Origin of the sequence: Bacillus sp. V59.32b (assembly GCF_003429085.1) — a bacterium.
GTDB lineage: Bacteria > Bacillota > Bacilli > Bacillales > DSM-1321 > Peribacillus.
In genome coordinates, this window is the sequence record NZ_QVTC01000003.1 from 1 (window position 1) to 19,060 (window position 19,060).

The following is a 19,060-nucleotide window of genomic DNA, read 5'->3' on the forward strand; positions in this document are numbered from 1 at the left end:
CTTACGTCGACGCCAACACATCCTGTGTAAGTCCCGGAGGCGTGCCCTTTGCCGAGGAGCTCCCGGACTGCCCGCGGAAAGCGAGCGCCTGGAGCGGAAATCAACGGATAATCAAAAACTTAAACCACTTCTTTTGGTGAAGAACCTTTTTGTATATACATAGGAAAAGCTTGGGAGTAAGATAATCATTAATTTCATATTTCTAAATCATTGACACCTAATGGTGCGGGGGAACCGTTTATCCGTCCAGGGGGTGAATCGTTACAAGGTAGGGCTACTCAAAAGTCCGAATCCGACAGCTAACCTCATAAGCGTTTGTGAGAAGAAAGGTGGAGTTGTGCGACATATACATGAATGTTTGTAGGTCTATTAAGGTATGACTTGTAGCCATTTTTATTAACCAATTTTTTTATTTCCTAATAGGGGCATTATATTCTTATTAATATCTGGTGATGGAAATCATGATTTCTTCTATAAAGAGGTTTTTGGCGAAGGGAGTCAAACTACCAAGTGACAGTAGTTATAGCGCAATTTATCCCAAAGAAGGGCTGGCACAATATTTTTCATAACCAATCAAGCTTATTAATACGGGCCTACTTGCTTTATAGAAGAAATATCATTATCACCACTGTACCCTATCATTTGAAAAAATAAAGATGTAAAAAGAAGGTGGTGACTTAACGCAAAGCCACCACCTTCTTTTTGTTAACAATAAATGACTAACAAACGGTATATTGTTCGTAATGCGGGTTTTAATGCTTTTTATTAACGAATCTTTTATACAGAAAATACGCCGCGACAATTAAGACGATTAACAAAATAAATTTCATACGATTACTCCTTTAATGATCAATTATATTAATAGGTCTTTTCCCTAACTTTTCGGTAAAGAAACATTCATTATGTTATATCAGATGACTTGATTCGGGATATGGGCTGCAATAAAGAAGAATCCAGTCATTTGGATCCTGTAATCAGGAAATCAATGCTAATATAACAATTCCAACATTTACGGAACATATTGCATGCATAAATAAATTGATAAAAATGATATCTCTTCCTTTAAAATCAAATATATTAATATCCTTGTATATTATCAGTGTATAGTCTGATAGTTTCTACCTGGCAGCCGTAAAAATGCTGGACTACAAGGAAGTATGCAATAATAGAGATTAAACTGCTAGGTAATGATTAAAAACCACACTTTTTTTTCTTATCTGTAGGTAAGTTGATTCGAGACTTACTGTGTTTCATGAGAAGCTCTTATTTTTTAATGCTTTCTGTCCTGTGGCTGAGAGTATGAAAAAATAAGGGCTTTTTTTTATATGGAGAAAATAAATGGGAATCATATTTCTGAGGAGATGAAATAATGTATTTCTTGTTAAATATACTAGGCGTATTAGTTGTCATAGGTGTCGTTTACCTTTGTTCACCTAATAAAAGAAGTGTTAAATGGAAATCAATCCTTACCTTGCTAATTGTTGAATTGGTGATAACCTGGTTCATGTTATCGACGCAAATAGGGACATGGGTGATTAATCAAATTGCTTCGTTCTTTACTTGGCTAATCTCATGTGCAAATGAAGGGATTTCTTTTGTCTTCCCGTCTATTATGGCGAATGAGCAGATAGATTTCTTTTTCAGTGCCTTAATGCCAATTATTTTCATTATCACGTTTTTTGATATTCTATCGTATTTCGGTATACTGACCTGGATCATCGATAAAGTAGGCTGGCTCATTTCAAAAGTCTCGGGTTTGCCAAAGCTTGAAAGTTTCTTTTCTATCCAGATGATGTTTCTAGGGAATACGGAAGCTCTAGCGGTTCTCCGCGATCAATTGAGTGTCTTGAGAAGTCAACGTTTGCTCACATTTGGAATCATGAGTATGAGCAGTATCAGCGGTTCGATCATTGGAGCTTACTTATCAATGGTTCCAGCAACCTATGTGTTTGTTGCAATTCCTTTAAACTGTTTGAATGCTTTATTGATTGCAAACATGCTAAACCCGGTCGATGTCAGCAAAGAGGAAGATATTGTTTATGTTCCGACTAAAGAGGAGCGTAAAGATTTCTTTTCCACGATCTCGAACAGTATGTTAGTGGGAATCAGGATGGTTATTGTCATCATGGCGATGGTCATTGGTTATGTAGCGTTAACAGCCTGCGTAAACGGCATATTAGGTTTCTTGGTGGATGGGTTGACGATTCAGAAGATCTTTTCTTTTATCTTTAGCCCGTTCGCTTTCTTACTTGGGTTATCAGGACATGATGCCATGTATGTCGCCCAATTAATGGGAATCAAGCTTGCCACCAATGAATTCGTCGCAATGCTTGATTTAAAGGATCAGATTAGCAGCCTGGCTCCGCATACAGTAGCGGTTGCGGTCACTTTCCTCACCTCTTTTGCCAACTTCAGTACAGTCGGCATGATTTATGGAACATTTAATTCCATCCTCGATGAAGAAAAATCGCACATCATCGGAAGAAATGTATGGAAGCTGTTGCTTAGCGGAATGGCAGTCTCCCTGTTAAGTGCCATGGTTGTCGGATTGTTCGTTTGGTAAGCGCTAAATAATATATGAGGAATGAAACACCGCCATATTCCACTAAAAGATGCGTTAGATAGCAAAAAGGAGCCGGCTTTCGGCTCCTTTGCTTTTCCCTCTTATGTAGCGATAATTACTTTTCATTTTCACTATTTTCCGGAACCTCAGTGGGTTCCGGAAAGGGCCAGCCATAAAGTTTGTTAATTTCATTTGCAACCTGATCTAAAAATTCATCCGATAATAAAGGTAAAGGTAAGGTCTCCTTGAACATGAAATGCTGATCCCTCCTTTTGAGAAATGACTGAAAATATTGTTCGCTAATTTTGTAATTTTAAACATTGTTATCAATCTATTGTTGAATTTAAAAATAAATATGTAAAAAAGGAGTACTAAGAGATATGTATGGAGAATTTTGTATTAAAAAAATTTGAAATATTACGATATATTTAATAAGTAGATGATTTACCTACCTTTATTTTGTAGTAAAGGTAGGTTTTTTATCCCATCACGAAATATTTTCGATTTATACTGTAACTTAGAGAACATCTTTCTCATGATAAATGTTTAAAGGTCAAAGCGTCAGGAACTTATAAAATCCTAAACTGGGCAGGGGATTACAAATGCTTGAAAACCAGACAAGATATTCCCGTTTAGCGAATATCACGAAGATTATCAACACAAAGCTCGAATTAAAGGAAGTTTTAGAACATGTGGTTTTAGCAATCTCTGAAGAAATCGTTCAATGTGACGCCGTGGGCATATACTTGCCCCAGGGAGATGGGACGTTTCGCGGGTATGTGGGGAAACCGCAGGTCATGAACGGTATGACCTTAGACATGCTCATTGTGGATCCCCAAAAAGATAACCTGGCTAAAGAAGCATTAGCTCTTAAAAAAGCCATCTATATTCCTAATACGTCAGAAGATACCCGGCCTGATCCAATGCCTATAAATGCTTTTAGCATTAAATCATTATTATGTGTACCTATTTTTTTTGATGATAATCTATATGGTATTGTCTATTTGTTCGATCGTGGGGCTCAAATGAATTTAACTGAATCTGAAATTCAGACGGCTGAAGCTTATGTAAACATGGCAGCCGTAGCTATACGAAATTCTAATAGCTTTATTCGGAAAGAACGTCTGCTTGCCGAAAAACAGTTATTGTTAGATATTAATCGGGAATTGTCATTATGTTCATCGATGCAAGAAGCACTGAATCTTTGTTTCGATTATGTTCGCAGTGTCTTGAAAAACAAAAATGTCGGCGCACACATATTGGATCCGATTGCTGAAAGGCAGATAAAACCGCAAAGCTTAAGCCTTGAAAGCGATTGGACGGAAGACGATTGGAAACAAACACATTTGGACAGAAATTTTGACCACAGCAAGGATGTTCTATACAGCGAAGTATTGAGTACGAAGCAGGCCATTTACATACCCAACGTCTATAACGATGATAGGCCTGACCATGAGCTTTGCCGGCAATTTGGCATCGTAGGGTTGTATATTATGCCGCTTGTTGCAATGGGAGAGGTGCTTGGTACGATTCCTGTTGCCGTACTTGACGAATCGGCGGAAACATATAAGGACTCGGACCTTCAGCTTGCCCAATCCGTTGTGGATGCAACCGCGCTCGCTCTCTCTAATCTTCTCATCGTTGAAAAACAGGAATTGATTATCCAGGACCGGACCTCGGAACTTATGCAAAAAAACGCTGAATTAGAAACCGCGGTTCAAAAATTCTGGCGGTTGAGCCGGGAAAACGCACTGATACTCAATTCAGCAGGTGACGGTATTTTCGGTGTAGACCTTACCGGTAATTTCACTTTTTGCAATCCTGCAGCCGTAAATATGCTTGGCTATAAGGATAAAGAGGAGTTAATTGGAGAGCCATTCAGCAGAATTTATCAGCGTACGCGCGGCCGTGATGAAACTGAATTCGTCGCCTTATCTAATTCATACACGACGGATGAACATTTTTTCAAAAAAGATGGTAGCCAATTTGCCGTTGAATTTGCTTCTTCGTCGATACTCGAAGGGGACAAAATAGTGGGGTATGTCGTTACGTTCAAAGATATTACACATAGAAAGCAAATGGAAGATAAAATAAAATACCATGCGTATTATGATAGTTTAACAAATCTTCCTAATAGAGTGCTTTTTATGGATCGATTGAATCAAGGCTTAGCGTATGCCGAGAGTCACCAAGAGAAGCTGGCGGTCATGTTTCTCGATCTAGATCGTTTCAAAAAGATTAACGATACCTTTGGCCATAGCTATGGGGATATGCTGCTTAAGAAAGTGGCGGACCGACTTATCAATCTTCTTCCCAAAGAGTATACGGTTTCCCGGCAAGGCGGCGATGAATTTACAATGATTCTGCCAGGCGTTAAAAGCGAAGAAGAGGTAAGAGGATTATCTGACATGATCCTAAAATCTTTCTCTGATCCTATCAGTTTGGATGGAAATGATGTATTTGTAAATGCCAGCATGGGTATTAGTCTTTATCCTTGTCACGGAGGAAGCTCCGAGGATTTAATTAAGTACGCTGATACGGCGATGTATAAAGCAAAAGAGCTATCAGGCCCCAATTATCAATTTTATAAAGAAAGCATGAGCATTCGAAGTCTTGAAAGTGTGAAATTAGAAAATGATTTGCATAAGGCCTTGGCGAACCAAGAGTTTGTTATCCACTATCAACCTCAGATTGACTATAAAAAGAATGAAATATTCGGTGTAGAGGCTTTGATCCGCTGGAATCACCCGACCTTAGGAATGATCCCCCCTGCTGAGTTCATCCCGATCGCAGAAGAGATCGGACTAATCGTGCCAATTGGGGAGTGGGTCCTTAGAACAGCTTGTGAACAAACGAAGAAATGGCATAGCTTAGGATATCCTTTTGTCAGGGTTTCTGTTAATCTAGCAGCCCAGCAATTTATAAAAGCGGAATTGACAATGGTTATCAAAAATATATTGGCTGAGACGAAGTTGCCTGCTGACTATTTAGAGCTTGAGTTAACCGAAAATGCGATCATCCAAAATACCGATGCCACCTTAAGCATCATGCGGGAAATAAAGAACCTTGGGGTAAAGATCGCGATTGACGACTTTGGAACAGGTTATTCATCATTAGGTTATCTAAAGAATTTCCCGATAGATACACTAAAAATAGACCAGACTTTCGTAAAGGAAATCATTCAAGATACTCATAATGCAGCGATTACGAACACGATTATAACGCTGGCACATAATTTGCAGCTGGATGTCATCGCTGAAGGGGTAGAGACGAAGGAACAAATTGATTTTCTCATCGGAAAAAACTGCCATTTTATGCAGGGGTATTACTTTAGTAGGCCTGTAGAGGCAGCTGAACTGGCAAATAAGTTCTTTGTGAACAAAGGTATGTAGTATATTTCCAATTTTAATAGAAAGAGAGTGTCAACTTGGACACTCTCTATTTACTTTTCAATAAAAACAGAACATTAATTCTACTTACATCTATGTCTGTATGCTTGGCAGATTGATGCTAAATGTCGTTGCAGTCTCATTCGAATCACATTGTATAGAGCCGGCGTTTTTTTCAATGATTTTCTTACAAACAAACAGTCCGATTCCTGTGCCGAGTTCTTTTGTGGTAAAAAAGGGTTCGAATATCGATTTTATATGCTCAGGTGCAATCATTGGACCATTATTGGAAATTCGAACGATTAAGTGTCCTGCCTCAACATTGCAAGCAACTTTCAAATACCTAGGTTTTGCAGAATCTTTTAACGCATCAATGGAATTAACGAATAGATTGAGGAGCACTTGTTTGATCTCATCTTTATTGGCTGTGACGATTAAACCAGGCTGAATGTCCGTCACAACCTGTACATCGTTATCAACGAGGCTGGGATAGGTTAATTGCTGTATGTCATTAAATAGCTGAATGATCGAAATCTCCTCGATATTTATATTTAGATCGTTAAACTCTGCTTTAGAGGTATGCAAAAATTGCGTGATTCTAAAGTTAAGCTGCTGTAGTTCATTTTCTATAATAGCCAAGTATTTCACATCGGGATGTTCTTTTCTGAGCAATTTATTAAATCCTATGACAGAAGTGAGCGGGTTTCTAAATTCATGAACAAAACTGGATGACATTTGTCCAAGTATGGCTAACTTATCCTTGTGGTTTTCACTGATATATAAAGTTTTCTCCTTTAATTCCTGATCTTTTAAATTCGTATATTTGGTAACGGTGTCAAAACAGAATTGATCAAAGTACTTATTGATGTTGTTAATGAATGTATATAAATACTTCAGGGGTATTTCCGATTGCATCGCATATTTTATGATAATACTTCGTCCTAAATTAATATTGTACACAAAATTGCCAATATTGATTTTTGCCTCTAACCGTTCAGCGGCCACTTTATGGGCCAATTGGGTAAGGTTGGACTGGGATTCAAGCCCGATAATGGCAGTCCTAAGGACAGAAAACATCAGAAAGCCATTTTCTTTCATCTGCTCGTTGCTGAATTCCATATCACCGGTTAGGAAGGAATCGTGCCATTCTTGAAAAATCTCCGGTCTATGATCGTCCAGGAATTGGACTAGCCTAATATTATATGGTTCTTCTGTAATTGATGTGCCTATGTTTACAATTCCCCTTAAACAATAGTTATTTACTTATTCGATAAATCATTCCAATTTCCTCCAACATTCAGTCCATCCATAGAATAAAAATAAACCTTTTTCTACAATTTTCTATAATCTTTTGTACCAAAAAAAGGAATTGAAAGAAAATTGTCCAATCAATAATCATATATATAAAAAAGGGGGCTTTACAATGAAAAGAGTTGTAGTGACAGGCATGGGGACTATCTCCCCAGTCGGCAATACAGTGGAAGAAATGTGGGATTCCGTTATAAAAGGGAAATCTGGAATTGGTTTATTAACAAGATTCGACAGTGCTAATTTTTCTGCCAAAACGGCTGCGGAAGTGAAAGATTTTCATCTATCTGACTATATGGCAGTGAACGAGAGGCATCGAATGGATCGGTTTACACAATATGCGGTCGCTTCATCGCTAATGGCGGCTCGTGATGCAGGGATGCTGATTGGAGAGAATATTGCGGCAGAAAGGATTGGGGTATCGTTTGGTACTGCAATCGGAGGAATTGAAAGTTTCGAAGAGAGCTATAGGAGCCTCCAGGAAGGAGGTTACCAAAATTTATATCCATTTGCTACAACCACGGTGATATCGAATATGGCGGCGAGCCAGGTGTCGATTGCTTTGGGGGCGAAAGGCGTAAATATGTGCACCGTTTTATCCTGTGCATCTGGATCGAATGCGATTGGGGATGCCTTCCGAGTGATCCAGAGGGGTGAGGCAGATGCCATGGTAGCTGGAGGATCAGAAGCTTCTCTTACTCCGCTTGGAATTGGAGCATTTTGTGCGATGGGCGCCATTTCGCAAAATGCCGATCCTGAATCAGCCTGCAGACCATTTAACAAGAATAGGGATGGGCTTGTGATGGGTGAAGGAGCGGGTGCCATATTGTTGGAATCATTAGATTCGGCTATCGAAAGAAATGCCCCTATTTACGGAGAAATTGTTGGATATGCAACCGTTGCGGATGCGTATCATATCACGAGCCCTGCTCCCGGAGGGGAAGGGGCTGCCAGAGCAATGGAACTGGCCCTTGCTGACTCAGGACTGGGTAAAAAGGATATCCATTACATAAACGCCCATGGTACAAGCACTATGTACAATGATAAATCGGAAACCCAGGCAATCAAAACATTTCTACAAGAGGATGCCTATAACACCCCGATCAGTTCCACAAAATCGATGACCGGACATATGATGGGAGCAGCGGGTGCTGTGGAAGCCATTCTTACATTGATGGCAATCAAAACAGGTGTGGTTCCTCCAACCATCAATTTAGACACTCCGGACTCTGAATGTGATCTGGATTATGTACCGAATGTAGCAAGACAAGTGAAAATAAAGGCCGCGCTTAGTAATGCTATGGGTTTTGGCGGGCATAATACCGCTCTTATCTTTAAGGCTATATAGTTTTCTTGAAAAGTATCAGAGTGAGCTTAGAAAGGCTCCTGTGTTATGGATACACAAGAGCCTGATTGCCATCCCCCAGCTAGACCTTCAATCACTGATTCATTCATTTCGGTGACTTGATTTTGTGCCAGTATCAATCACAAAAGTGTTTCCTTGTGAGTTTTCAATGGTTTGAATGAGCCTGAGCCTTGCTAATTCGGGATTATTTTCTATTAATTTTGCCGCGTTTGCAAGGCTTCTTAAAGTCGCTGTTTCGCCTCTTGCTTTTTCCAGTGAGGCAAGAGCTTCTTTTTTTGCTTTGATCACTTCTGCAAAGGCCTTCTTTAAGTCGGCCGATAACATCATGTCTTTTAAATCAACAGAGCGAATCGAAAGTCCGGACAAAGATGTATCATTGATCAATAATTCTTTAACCTTATCGTTAATACTCTGGCGCTTGTTTAAGATTTCATCCATTTCCAAGGAGGAAATGGCTTCTCTAAGCTTAAACTGGATGGTCGTATATAAATATTCATCGTAATCTTTGTATTCAGAAAGCAGGGTCTGTGGGTCCGTAACCTTATAGGTAACCGCTAAACTGATTTTCACTCCCACATGGTCTGCACTTAACAATTCCTGTCCGTTTATTTGTAAAACGGTAGGCCGCATATCAAAAACTTCCAAACGAGTTCTGCTAGTGAAATAGGTGTACCTTCCCGGTCCGACAACATCCTTGAATGTTCCATTGTGAAACCTGACACCTTTTTCAAATGCAAAGATTGTAACCGACCTGAATAATTTCGTAACAATCGACCAAATTCCCGCTATTGATAGTAGCACAATGACAATCCAAAAAATCACTTCAAACATCTTCTCACCTCTTATATAAACATGATTGGATCCACCCACAGCATGAAATGGACAATGGAGGTCTTACCCTGCAGAATTGTCCAACACATATTGCTGCTGTGAGCGGACCCAAATTGGGAGTTGAACCCGCAGATTCTGGCACCCCGAAGGAAATACCAGTCGCCAAAGAGAAACGACGATTGGCTACATCGTTTAAAGATTTTAAACAACGGCTTGACGAATCTCTAAACACCATTGTATCAAGCAGGAAATGGAAAGTATATAATATTTCACACTGTCCGTACATAAAAAAAACGCTTGGAAATCCAAGCGTTTTCGCATCTTTATTTATTACCCCTTCGAACCTGAAGAAAGATTCGCTCCTTCCATAAAGTAGCGCTGGAAGATAAAGAATAGAATCAGAGTCGGAAGCATGACGGTAAAGGACATCGCCATCAGGTAATGCCATTGGACCTGTACGTTTCCTTTGAATGTCTGCAATCCGAGCTGCAACGTATATAAACTCTCATCATTCAAGTATAGCAGCGGTCCTAATAAATCATTCCAGGCTGCGTTGAAGGCAAACAGCGCCACGATAATAAGCGCCGGTTTCGTGAGCGGAAGCATGATGTGCCACCAAATTTTGAAGTGGCTCGCTCCGTCCATAATCGCAGCTTCACTGAATTCATCGGGGATCGTCAGCATGAACTGGCGCAGCAGGAAGATGTAGAAGGCACTGCCAAGGAACGCCGGTGCGATTAGCGGCAGGTAGGTGTTCACCCATCCAAGCTTTGAAAAGATAATATACTGCGGCACCAATGTAACGAAAGCGGGAATCAGCATCGTTGCTAGTAAGATGACAAACAATGTATTTCTGCCACGAAACTTGATCTTGGCAAATCCGTAAGCCACAAACGAATTAACAAATACATGGCCGATGGTGGAAATCACGGAGATCAATAGCGTATTGAGCCCCCAGCGGGAAAACGCGCCGGTCTTCCAAGCTTCGATATAGTTTGATAACCGGAATGACTCAGGGATTAGGGAAGGCGGATGCTGTGCGATCTCGGCAGGTGTTTTTAAGGAAGTCGAAATCATCCACCAGAGCGGTATCAGCAGCACGATGCTCCCAAGGATTAGGATCGCAAGCACCAATGCATTTTTCGTTTGTCTTTTAAATTTCATCGTTTGATAGAATTTCACTTCCTGGTTCACTTCTTGTCACCCCCGTCGTAATGCACCCATTTGTTGCTGAATTTTAAATGGAAGACGGTCAGGACCATAATGATAATGAACAGGAACCAGGCCATCGCTGAAGCATACCCCATATTGAAAATCTTGAACGCGTTGTTCCACATATGCAGGTTATAGAATAACAAGGAGTTGGCCGGTCCGCCTTCTAATCCGCCAGACGAACTTAGGTCGCCGCCCTGAATCATGACATAAGCTTCCTGGAAAATTTGAAAAGAAAAAATCGTACTCGTAATAATGTCAAAGAAGATAATCGGTGTCAGCATCGGCAGGGTAATATGGAAGAACTTCTGAAAAGCGTTCGCTCCGTCGAGGTCTGCAGCCTCATATAAAGCCGGTGACACTCCTTGAAGCCTTGCGAGGTACAAGAGCATTCCGCCGCCAACGCTCCATAGCTTCATCAAGATAAGGGAAGGCTTCGTCCATTCCGGGTCAAACAGCCACGCAGGACCGTTGATCCCAAACCAATCAAGAATGGTATTGACGAGCCCGGTCGATGGACTTAACAGATGCATCCAAAGAAAATACACGGCTACCCCCGAAAGCACGGCAGGAAGATAGTAAATCGTCCGGAAAATTTTCATGCCGGGGATTTTTTGATTCAACAGAAGGGCGACAAATACAGCACCCGCCGTCGTTAAAGGAACGGAAAATATCACAAAATAAAGAGTATTCCATAACGATGTCCAAAATAAATTGTCTTCCGTGAACATCCGCTTATAATTATCGAACCCGACGAAATTCATTTGCGAAGTAATATTATAATCGGTAAAACTGACATATAAGGAAAAAAGCAGCGGTCCGGCTAGTAAAAATAGCAAACCGATGATCCACGGGGAAATGAACAGATAGCCGATCAGGTTCTCTGTTTTGCCGCCTTGTTTTCTTTTTCGTTTTGAAGCCATGGCCGCTTTAGGGAGAGCGCTAGAGGCAACATCAAGCTCGGTTGTTTTCTCGGGAGAATATCGTTTTTGTTTTTCGTTTAGTACCGTACTCATCGTTAAGCTCCTTTCGCTACAGAAAGAAGAGAAGTCCGCTGACTTCCCTTTTTTCTAATGATTTGTATATTCTCCTGTTGCAGAGTTGTTATTTTTCGGTTTTCTTTACGTCCTGTTCCGCTTTCTTCAAAGCCTGTTCCGCTGAAATTTTTCCTTGGACGGCATTGTCGATGATCGGATCGACGATGCTTTTATAATCCGGATATTTCACCGGTACAGAATGGAATGGCGTGTCCTTCAAATTGTTTATCGCACTTTCATAGACCAGCTTGCCATCGCCCTCAAGTCCGTCGACTACACTTTCTGCAGCCTTTTGGTTGGCAACGATATCAAAGTTCTTTTCAGCCCAGTACTTTTGGACATCTTCACTTGCGAGATACTCGATGAATTTGGCTGCTTCCTTCGGATGTTCCGCTCCTTTAGGAACTTCCATCACAAAGCCGCCGCCTTCATTCCAATTACGTTCGCCTTCCTTGAAAGCAGGAATCGGAGCAACACCGAAGTTTATATCAGACTTCGAATCGCGAATCTGAGTGTAGAAGTTAGCTGTATCCGTCCAGATGGCAACTTTTCCAGAAATGAATGGATTGGTTTGTCCGCTGCCGAATTCAGCTTCAAACGCCTGGATATTTTTCTTGCCATAGCGCTTTTGCCAATCAGCTACCCACTGCAGGGCTTCGATTTTATTTGGCGTGGCAAAATGCATCTCGTCTCCTTCGATAAATCCTTTGCCATCATCCGCATTCGACATCCAACTGGCGGCACCAAAGCTGCCCCATAATGGATAGTAGCCGATTCGCTCATAGCTGCTGCCTTGTTTCACATCCAGCTTTGCGGCATGCTCTTCAAGCTCTGCCCAAGTGGCTGGCGGTTTTTCAGGATCCAGTCCAGCTTCTTTGTAAGCGTCCTTGTTGTAGAACATCAGGCGGTTATCGGTCGCAAACGGAACCCCATGAACCTTGTCCTCGTATAAAGCTGAATCCCACTGGTTCGGATAAAGCTCGTTTTTAAGGTCTTCACCCAAATGCGGGGTCAAATCTTCCGTTTGTCCATTTTTCGCGCGGTGCGCCACATTATGAATGTCATTGACGATCACATCAGCAGGATTTCCGGCTGCCACAGCTGCGGTATTCTTCGTCCAGATATCTCCCCACGGAACGAAGGTATGCTTTACTTCAATTTCATCCTGCGATTTATTAAAGTCAGAGACAATTTTATCAATGACTGGCTTTCTTGTTTCAGACCCCCAGAAGGTCTGGAAATCTATGACGACTTTGCCGTCCGCATTTTTTCCGTCTGCATCTGTATTGCTGGAACAGGCAGATAAAATAAGACTGAACAGTAAAATAAGAATAAATCCGAAATGCACCCTTTTTTTCATTCGTTTCTTTCCCCTTTTTGGATAATAGTCATTTGCATCCACATTGTTATACCACTTCTCAACAGGTTAAAACCTGCTAAATTTTTCCGAAATAGGACGAATTGAGAAATATAATGGAGATTAGGGTGGAAGTAAATGGAGAAACAATGGAAATCTTTGCGTAAGAAGGTACAATTAATTCATAGATCAATATAGGGAATGGAGATTTATATGGATTCATTAGGCTTTTTTAAAAGAAAAGTAATCACTACCTATATGGCTGCAACTATCACCGCGATTGTCATGGCTTTGCTTTATCTCAGTGAGAGCAGTGATGATCGATATGACCTCGGGAACGAATTTTTGTCATGGTCTTCCATTTTTCTCATGTATGTGGGATTGATTATCTTAGTTTATGGAAATGTAGTATCCCTGGGTATCGAATATATACAAGGTAGATGGTTCAAACAAAATACCTGGCTATTTATTGTGCTGCATGGGGTATTTGGGTTGGCGAATGGTTTGTTTTTTCAGGAATGGGGCTTAGCCCTGTATGGAATGATGGCGGCTTTGTTTTATGCTTGTATCGACAGATGGTTATTTGAAAGAGGTACTGAAAGAAAAGGAGTGAAGATCCTGCTCCTGACACCTATCCTCTTAACTGGTTTGCTTTGGGGCTTTATCCAATTCATTTCACCCTCAGTGCCGCCTTTTACAAAGGAGGATGCCGTAGATTTTGCAACAGACGGAGAGGGAACCGCTGAGGAGCTTTTCCCTAAAAAGATTGGCAAATGGAAAGGGACGATTCACGGTTACCAGGTAGAAAGAGAAACAAGTGCAAAAAAGGCAGGTAAAGAAACGTATATCGTTACCTTCACGGAAACATGGAAGAAAGGCGGAGAAAGTGGCTCTTATTTCTATTCTTATAAAGTGGATCGTGGAGGCTTATCCGCCTATAAGAACGGGGGAGAAGAACCACCATACTTTACACATGGTTTATGAAGCAGAGCAGTAGGAAACGAAATAGTAAGCAGGAACTTGGGAAAGTATTAATTGATTTGATTATTTGTCCGTTGTAGAGGTAAGATGGAAGGGTGGTTATACTTCCTTTTATAACAATAAAGGAAATACATATAATGAGAAATGAATCTTAAAAATGATTTTTATTTTTAAACAATAGGATGATGGAAAATGAAAAGAGCAAGATTGATTTACAATCCGACTTCCGGGCGGGAAGCGATCAAGAAACATCTGCCGGAAGTGCTGGCAAAGCTTGAACAAGCTGGCTATGAGGCATCATGCCACGCGACGACCGGGGAAGGCGACGCTACGAATGCGGCGCGAATCGCGATTGAACGCGGCTACGATGTCGTCATCGCAGCGGGCGGGGACGGAACCATTTATGAGGTCGTCAATGGACTGGCCGATGCGAAGGTTCGTCCGAAGCTGGGCATCATTCCGGTAGGGACGACCAATGACTTTGCGCGCGCGATCCATATGCCAAGGTCCGTCGAAGCGGCCGTCGATATTATTGCGGCAGGACATACGATGCCGATCGATATCGGGAAAATGAATGAACGTTACTTTGTCAACATTGCGGGCGGGGGACGCCTCACTGAATTAACCTATGAAGTGCCAAGTAAGCTGAAGACCATGCTTGGGCAGCTGGCGTACTATTTAAAAGGGATTGAAATGCTGCCGTCCATTCGGGCGACCGAAGTGACGATCGAGTATGACGGCAAATTATTCGAAGGCGAAATCATGCTGTTCCTCGTCGGAAATACCAACTCTGTCGGCGGCTTTGAAAAATTGGCGCCTGATGCTTCTTTGAACGACGGCATGTTTACCCTGCTTATTTTAAAGAAGACAAACCTGGCCGACTTTATCCGAATCGCCACTCTCGCTATCCGCGGAGACCACGTGAATGACCGCGACGTTCTTTATGTTAAGGCGAACCGGATCAAAGTAACGGCAAAAGATAAAATGCAGCTTAATTTGGACGGAGAATTTGGCGGCTTGGCCCCGGCTGAATTCGTCAATCAATATCGCCATTTCGATGTATTTGTCCCGGCAGGCGAACTGCCTGATGACCCGGCCAATCAATAATGCGAAGACCACCTTTGCGTGGTCTTTTTAAATTCAATACGAAATCTGCTTATGTCACCTCTAATTCAATAAGATTCAGCGTATAATAAACTATTTTTAGTGAGGGATGAACCCCCTTCAATCATTTGGAGGAGGTTTTTATGTTTTATAAAGTTTGATTAAATCCGATTAAGCAATCAATAAATCCAATTTCACTTTTGGACAAAACGAGAATATGTTATGCATATTCGCTACTTTCCGGATACAAAAAGATGAGTTTTTTAACTCTCCTGGATTTGGGTAAATACTAGATATGAAACATAGAGGAGGAAAAAAGGGTGCTTGAAGGTTGGGTGCATAATGGAGATGTCAAAATTCATTATCTAGATAATACAGGATCTTCCGACGACAACACGCCGCTTGTCATTATTCCCGGAATGGCGGAAATCGACGAGGACTATGAAGACATCCTGCAGGCCTTGCTGCCGCGAAGGGGTCTAGTGATTACGATGCGAGGAAGAGGGAAAAGCGACACCCCTGCAAAAGGCTACACGCTCGAGGATCACGTGTCCGATATTGAAAGTGTGATCAACCATATCGAAATCGATGACTTTGTCCTATTCGGCTATGCCCGCGGCGTATCCTACGCACTCGGCTATGCCGTCAGCCATCCTGACCGGATGAAAGGACTAATCATTGGAGATTACCCGCCAATCCAAGCCAACCTGGAAGAAGGCTGGGCGGAATTCTTCGCAGCAATCCCATACAGAAAAAGGCCGGTCCTGGACAGGATCAGCATGGCTACATTAAAGCAAATTGAAAAGGACTCCAGAGACGTCAATTTCACCGAAGCATTACAAAGTCTAAACTGCCCAATTCTCGTGCTTCGCGGAACGCAGCAAGGAGCCGGTCTGACCGAAGACGGAGTCAAGGAATATCTGCTGGCGGTGCCGGATGCGAATATACGAGAGTTCAATGAAGAAGGCGAGGATCTCTTTCATCCGAGCACGGGAGAATTCGTGCAGAGGATTGAGGAGTTTTTTGAGGAAATCGATGAATGAAAAAAAGCAGAGGGACATTTATCTATCAATGTCCCTCTCATGGTCTCAGCTAGTAAGCCGTCCGATAAAATCATGTAATTTATCCAATTCGGTTAGATTATGATTACAGGTTAGACTATCCCGGCAAATATAGTTGCCTCTTTTAATAAAGTTGTCTTGTCCTGATCCTTTTGTTTCAGACATAAACAGGCCAAGTTCCTCGTAGCCATTGCAAAGCGCGCATATCCCTTTTTTGTTGGAAGGTGTAAAGGTACCCTGCAAACCTTTCAGCCTATTATCTAATGGTGCGATGATAAACTTCTTGTTGGAGCCTTTATCATTCCAGCCCAGATAGGATAGCTCTCTCAGATCGATTTCCTCCAATAAGGGGAGCTTTAATTTCTTTGCTTTAGGGAATAGCTTTTTGAGCGTCTGCTCGGTTATTAGTTTAAATGGAATGACATACGCCTTTAATTCAGCCAAATAGGCTTCAGCACTCGTTTTATCTTTGACAGTAAGGATAGGGTTGATTAGCTGCCTTTGGCCATCAGTAAGCTCGACGAACAATTTTTGTACTTTTTCTTGTGCGAGATTTTTCAGCGTATGAATCACATGGATATCATTAGCGGCCGCATGCCCATTAATAAGAATCTGGGTTTGGGCTCTAATAAAATTATACTGGTCACTTCTTATAAAAGGTTCCATTTCAATCACTCCTGTTAGATTGCTCCTTCTATTTTAATAAATCAGCTGATCTTTTGAAATGGAAAAGATGAATCAGAAGGAAACCAGCATAGAAAAGCACTGATAATCCACGTTTGTGATCATCAGTGCTTGTGTCATGTCATATTGGTGTATTATTTTCCGCCCAGTCGGTAAAAGAACCAGAGCCGCTACAGCCATTGCATTCGTACACATTCGCATAGTAAAACTCATTCGGAGCGTACGCATTAAACCCCTTGCCGCGGCAGTCCGGGCACAGCCCCTTTTCTCCCATATTCGAAACATGCTTATCATATCTGGCAGCGTTCCAGGCAGTTATCGCACTAAATAGTCCCATTCTACTCACCTCACCTATTTTTCCTTATTTTGCTTAGAAATAGGATTTATATACCAAGAAAACTCGAGTTTTAGGGAAAAAAATATTCGTTACTATTTAATATGAAAAACGAACTCATTTTGTGACTAAGCCCGGCATGGAATTTTGCCAATTTTGTCCCAACGATCGTATATATGTTAAAATACTGACAGTCTCTAAAGGGATTCTAATAGAAAAGGAAGTAGACCATGAAAAAAACAGCACCCATTGCAAAAAATGATTATATAGATGTACTATTCGAGGATTTGACGCACGACGGGGCAGGCGTGGCGAAGGTAGACGGATACCCGATCTTCGTACCAAACGGCCTCCCTGGTGAAAAGGCAAAAATTAAAGTGATCAAAACAAATAAAGGCTATGGCTTTGGCCGCCTGATTGAGCTTTATGAAAGAAGCAAACACAGAATTGATGTACCGGCCTCTGAAGTGCATAAATACGGCGGAACCCAGCTGCAGCATCTAAGCTATGAAGGGCAGCTGCAGTTTAAAGAGAAGCAGGTGCGGGAAGTGCTGGCGCGGATCGGTAAGCTGGAAGACGTTAAGGTACATCCGATTCTGGGCATGGAAGAGCCATGGCATTACCGAAATAAGGCACAGGTGCCTGTCGGGGAGAAGGATGGCAAGCTGATTGCTGGGTTCTTTAAACCGCGCAGCCATGAAATTGTTGATACGAATGAAAGCTTAATCCAACACCCGGCTGTGAATGAAGCGATTCAGGCTGTGAAGGAGATTTGCAGCGAGCTGGGGATTCAGGCGTATGACGAGGATAACCATAAAGGCGTTCTTCGGCATATCATGGCCCGGTACGGGAAGACGACCGGGGAGCTGATGGTTGTGATTGTCACGCGGACTTCGGATCTCCCGCAGAAAAATAAAATCGTCGAGGCAATCGTCGCCCGGCTGCCGCATGTGAAATCGATTGTCCATAATGTGAACTCGAAGCGGACGAATGTGATTCTTGGTGAGAAGACGAAGGTGCTATGGGGGAATGAAGTGATTTATGACTATATCGGGGATGTGAAGTTTGCAATCTCGGCGTTGTCGTTTTACCAGGTGAACCCTGACCAGACGAAGGTGCTTTATGATAAGGCCTTGGAGTATGCAGGATTGACAGGGGAAGAGTCGGTGGTTGATGCTTATTGCGGGATTGGGACGATTTCGTTGTTTCTAGCGCAGAAGGCGAAGAAGGTGTTTGGGGTAGAAATCGTGCCGGAAGCGATTGAGGATGCGAGAAGGAATGCGGAATTGAACGGGATAGGGAATGCGGAGTTTGCGGTTGGGGCAGCGGAGGATGTTATTGCGGAATGGTATAAGCAAGGAAACAAAGCTGATGTATTGGTTGTGGATCCTCCGCGCAAGGGTTGTGATGAGGCGTTACTGAACACCATAATTGAGATGAAGCCGGGAAAAGTTGTGTATGTGTCTTGTAATCCGGCTACGCTGGCGCGGGATTTGCGGATATTGGAAGACGGTGGATTTAAGACTTTGGAAGTGCAACCGGTTGATATGTTTCCGCAGACTACGCACTGTGAGGCGATTGCTAAAATAGTTTATAATGGAGATACAGGGACCAGATAAAGTTCCTGCTTTTTATGGAGAATTTAACAATCGGGCCAGATTGTTGAATAAATATTATAGGGTTAGAATTAACGCAGGAGAACCGTATCATATGTAAATGAGGTTTCTTGTTTTTTTAAATGAACAACTTAGAATATTATATTTAGCTTTTATTACAAGAGAAATGGTTATATAGATTGAACTTAAGTTTTTCTTTATAATTCGGAAGGATTTT

Annotated in this window: 14 protein-coding genes and 2 riboswitches; of the genes, 7 read left to right on the forward strand and 7 right to left on the reverse strand. The window is 41.9% G+C overall.

The window, feature by feature from the left end; genetic code table 11:
* Positions 1–198: 198 nt before the first annotated feature.
* Positions 199–329, forward strand: a riboswitch (cyclic di-AMP (ydaO/yuaA leader).
* Between the two features lie 737 nt (positions 330–1,066).
* Positions 1,067–1,168, forward strand: a riboswitch (purine riboswitch).
* A 201-nt stretch (positions 1,169–1,369) separates the two neighbouring features.
* The gene (locus tag D0463_RS00450; RefSeq protein ID WP_117303918.1) at positions 1,370–2,563 is read left to right on the forward strand and encodes a nucleoside transporter C-terminal domain-containing protein; all 1,194 of its coding nucleotides are present in this window, start codon (positions 1,370–1,372) and stop codon (positions 2,561–2,563) included.
* 602 nt (positions 2,564–3,165) lie between these two features.
* Positions 3,166–5,955 (forward strand): sensor domain-containing phosphodiesterase, encoded by a 2,790-nt coding sequence (locus D0463_RS00460; protein WP_117303920.1) that lies wholly within the window; start codon positions 3,166–3,168, stop codon positions 5,953–5,955.
* Between the two features lie 90 nt (positions 5,956–6,045).
* On the opposite strand, the gene D0463_RS00465 is transcribed toward D0463_RS00460, so the two are convergent.
* A complete protein-coding gene (locus tag D0463_RS00465) occupies positions 6,046–7,191 on the reverse strand; it encodes a histidine kinase N-terminal domain-containing protein (RefSeq protein ID WP_367946555.1) in 1,146 nt (381 codons plus the stop codon).
* 184 nt (positions 7,192–7,375) lie between these two features.
* Here D0463_RS00465 and fabF point away from each other — a divergent pair, with 184 nt between their 5' ends.
* A complete protein-coding gene (gene fabF / locus D0463_RS00470) occupies positions 7,376–8,608 on the forward strand; it encodes a beta-ketoacyl-ACP synthase II (RefSeq protein ID WP_117303922.1) in 1,233 nt (410 codons plus the stop codon).
* A 99-nt stretch (positions 8,609–8,707) separates the two neighbouring features.
* Here fabF and D0463_RS00475 read toward each other — a convergent pair whose 3' ends face one another.
* From D0463_RS00475 to D0463_RS00490, 4 genes are all read right to left on the reverse strand, one after another.
* Positions 8,708–9,457 carry a slipin family protein gene (locus D0463_RS00475; protein ID WP_117303923.1) on the reverse strand — a complete coding sequence of 250 codons (750 nt, stop codon included), beginning with the start codon at positions 9,455–9,457 and terminating at the stop codon, positions 8,708–8,710.
* Positions 9,458–9,787: 330 nt separating this feature from the next.
* On the reverse strand, positions 9,788–10,651 hold the full coding sequence (locus D0463_RS00480; RefSeq protein ID WP_367946554.1) for a carbohydrate ABC transporter permease: 864 nt from the start codon (positions 10,649–10,651) through the stop codon (positions 9,788–9,790).
* The gene (locus D0463_RS00485; protein ID WP_117304019.1) at positions 10,648–11,592 is read right to left on the reverse strand and encodes a carbohydrate ABC transporter permease; all 945 of its coding nucleotides are present in this window, start codon (positions 11,590–11,592) and stop codon (positions 10,648–10,650) included. The genes D0463_RS00480 and D0463_RS00485 overlap by 4 nt, the downstream gene beginning before the upstream one ends.
* A gap of 181 nt (positions 11,593–11,773) precedes the next feature.
* Positions 11,774–13,066 (reverse strand): ABC transporter substrate-binding protein, encoded by a 1,293-nt coding sequence (locus D0463_RS00490; protein ID WP_117303924.1) that lies wholly within the window; start codon positions 13,064–13,066, stop codon positions 11,774–11,776.
* A gap of 210 nt (positions 13,067–13,276) precedes the next feature.
* Here D0463_RS00490 and D0463_RS00495 point away from each other — a divergent pair, with 210 nt between their 5' ends.
* From D0463_RS00495 to D0463_RS00505, 3 genes are all read left to right on the forward strand, one after another.
* Positions 13,277–14,047: a hypothetical protein gene (locus tag D0463_RS00495; protein WP_117303925.1), complete on the forward strand. Its 771-nt coding sequence runs from the start codon at positions 13,277–13,279 to the stop codon at positions 14,045–14,047.
* A 189-nt stretch (positions 14,048–14,236) separates the two neighbouring features.
* Positions 14,237–15,151, forward strand: a complete 915-nt coding sequence (locus tag D0463_RS00500; protein ID WP_117303926.1) for a diacylglycerol kinase — start codon at positions 14,237–14,239, stop codon at positions 15,149–15,151.
* 317 nt (positions 15,152–15,468) lie between these two features.
* Positions 15,469–16,191 (forward strand): alpha/beta fold hydrolase, encoded by a 723-nt coding sequence (locus D0463_RS00505; RefSeq protein WP_117303927.1) that lies wholly within the window; start codon positions 15,469–15,471, stop codon positions 16,189–16,191.
* Between the two features lie 45 nt (positions 16,192–16,236).
* On the opposite strand, the gene D0463_RS00510 is transcribed toward D0463_RS00505, so the two are convergent.
* Both D0463_RS00510 and D0463_RS00515 read right to left on the reverse strand, forming a co-directional pair.
* A complete protein-coding gene (locus tag D0463_RS00510) occupies positions 16,237–16,875 on the reverse strand; it encodes a FusB/FusC family EF-G-binding protein (RefSeq protein WP_117303928.1) in 639 nt (212 codons plus the stop codon).
* A 139-nt stretch (positions 16,876–17,014) separates the two neighbouring features.
* A complete protein-coding gene (locus tag D0463_RS00515; RefSeq protein WP_117303929.1) occupies positions 17,015–17,230 on the reverse strand; it encodes a methionine aminopeptidase in 216 nt (71 codons plus the stop codon).
* Between the two features lie 227 nt (positions 17,231–17,457).
* Here D0463_RS00515 and rlmD point away from each other — a divergent pair, with 227 nt between their 5' ends.
* Positions 17,458–18,846: a 23S rRNA (uracil(1939)-C(5))-methyltransferase RlmD gene (gene rlmD, locus D0463_RS00520; RefSeq protein ID WP_117303930.1), complete on the forward strand. Its 1,389-nt coding sequence runs from the start codon at positions 17,458–17,460 to the stop codon at positions 18,844–18,846.
* Positions 18,847–19,060 lie beyond the last annotated feature (214 nt).

Coding starts and splice junctions, on each gene's coding strand:
- fabF (WP_117303922.1), top strand. CDS start 7,376: ATGAAAAGAGTTGTAGTGACAGGCATGGGGACTATCTCCCCAGTCGGC.
- D0463_RS00485 (WP_117304019.1), bottom strand. CDS start 11,592: ATGGCTTCAAAACGAAAAAGAAAACAAGGCGGCAAAACAGAGAACCTG.
- rlmD (WP_117303930.1), top strand. CDS start 17,458: ATGAAAAAAACAGCACCCATTGCAAAAAATGATTATATAGATGTACTA.
- D0463_RS00495 (WP_117303925.1), top strand. CDS start 13,277: ATGGATTCATTAGGCTTTTTTAAAAGAAAAGTAATCACTACCTATATG.
- D0463_RS00475 (WP_117303923.1), bottom strand. CDS start 9,457: ATGTTTGAAGTGATTTTTTGGATTGTCATTGTGCTACTATCAATAGCG.
- D0463_RS00510 (WP_117303928.1), bottom strand. CDS start 16,875: ATGGAACCTTTTATAAGAAGTGACCAGTATAATTTTATTAGAGCCCAA.
- D0463_RS00490 (WP_117303924.1), bottom strand. CDS start 13,066: ATGAAAAAAAGGGTGCATTTCGGATTTATTCTTATTTTACTGTTCAGT.
- D0463_RS00450 (WP_117303918.1), top strand. CDS start 1,370: ATGTATTTCTTGTTAAATATACTAGGCGTATTAGTTGTCATAGGTGTC.
- D0463_RS00500 (WP_117303926.1), top strand. CDS start 14,237: ATGAAAAGAGCAAGATTGATTTACAATCCGACTTCCGGGCGGGAAGCG.
- D0463_RS00515 (WP_117303929.1), bottom strand. CDS start 17,230: ATGGGACTATTTAGTGCGATAACTGCCTGGAACGCTGCCAGATATGAT.
- D0463_RS00460 (WP_117303920.1), top strand. CDS start 3,166: ATGCTTGAAAACCAGACAAGATATTCCCGTTTAGCGAATATCACGAAG.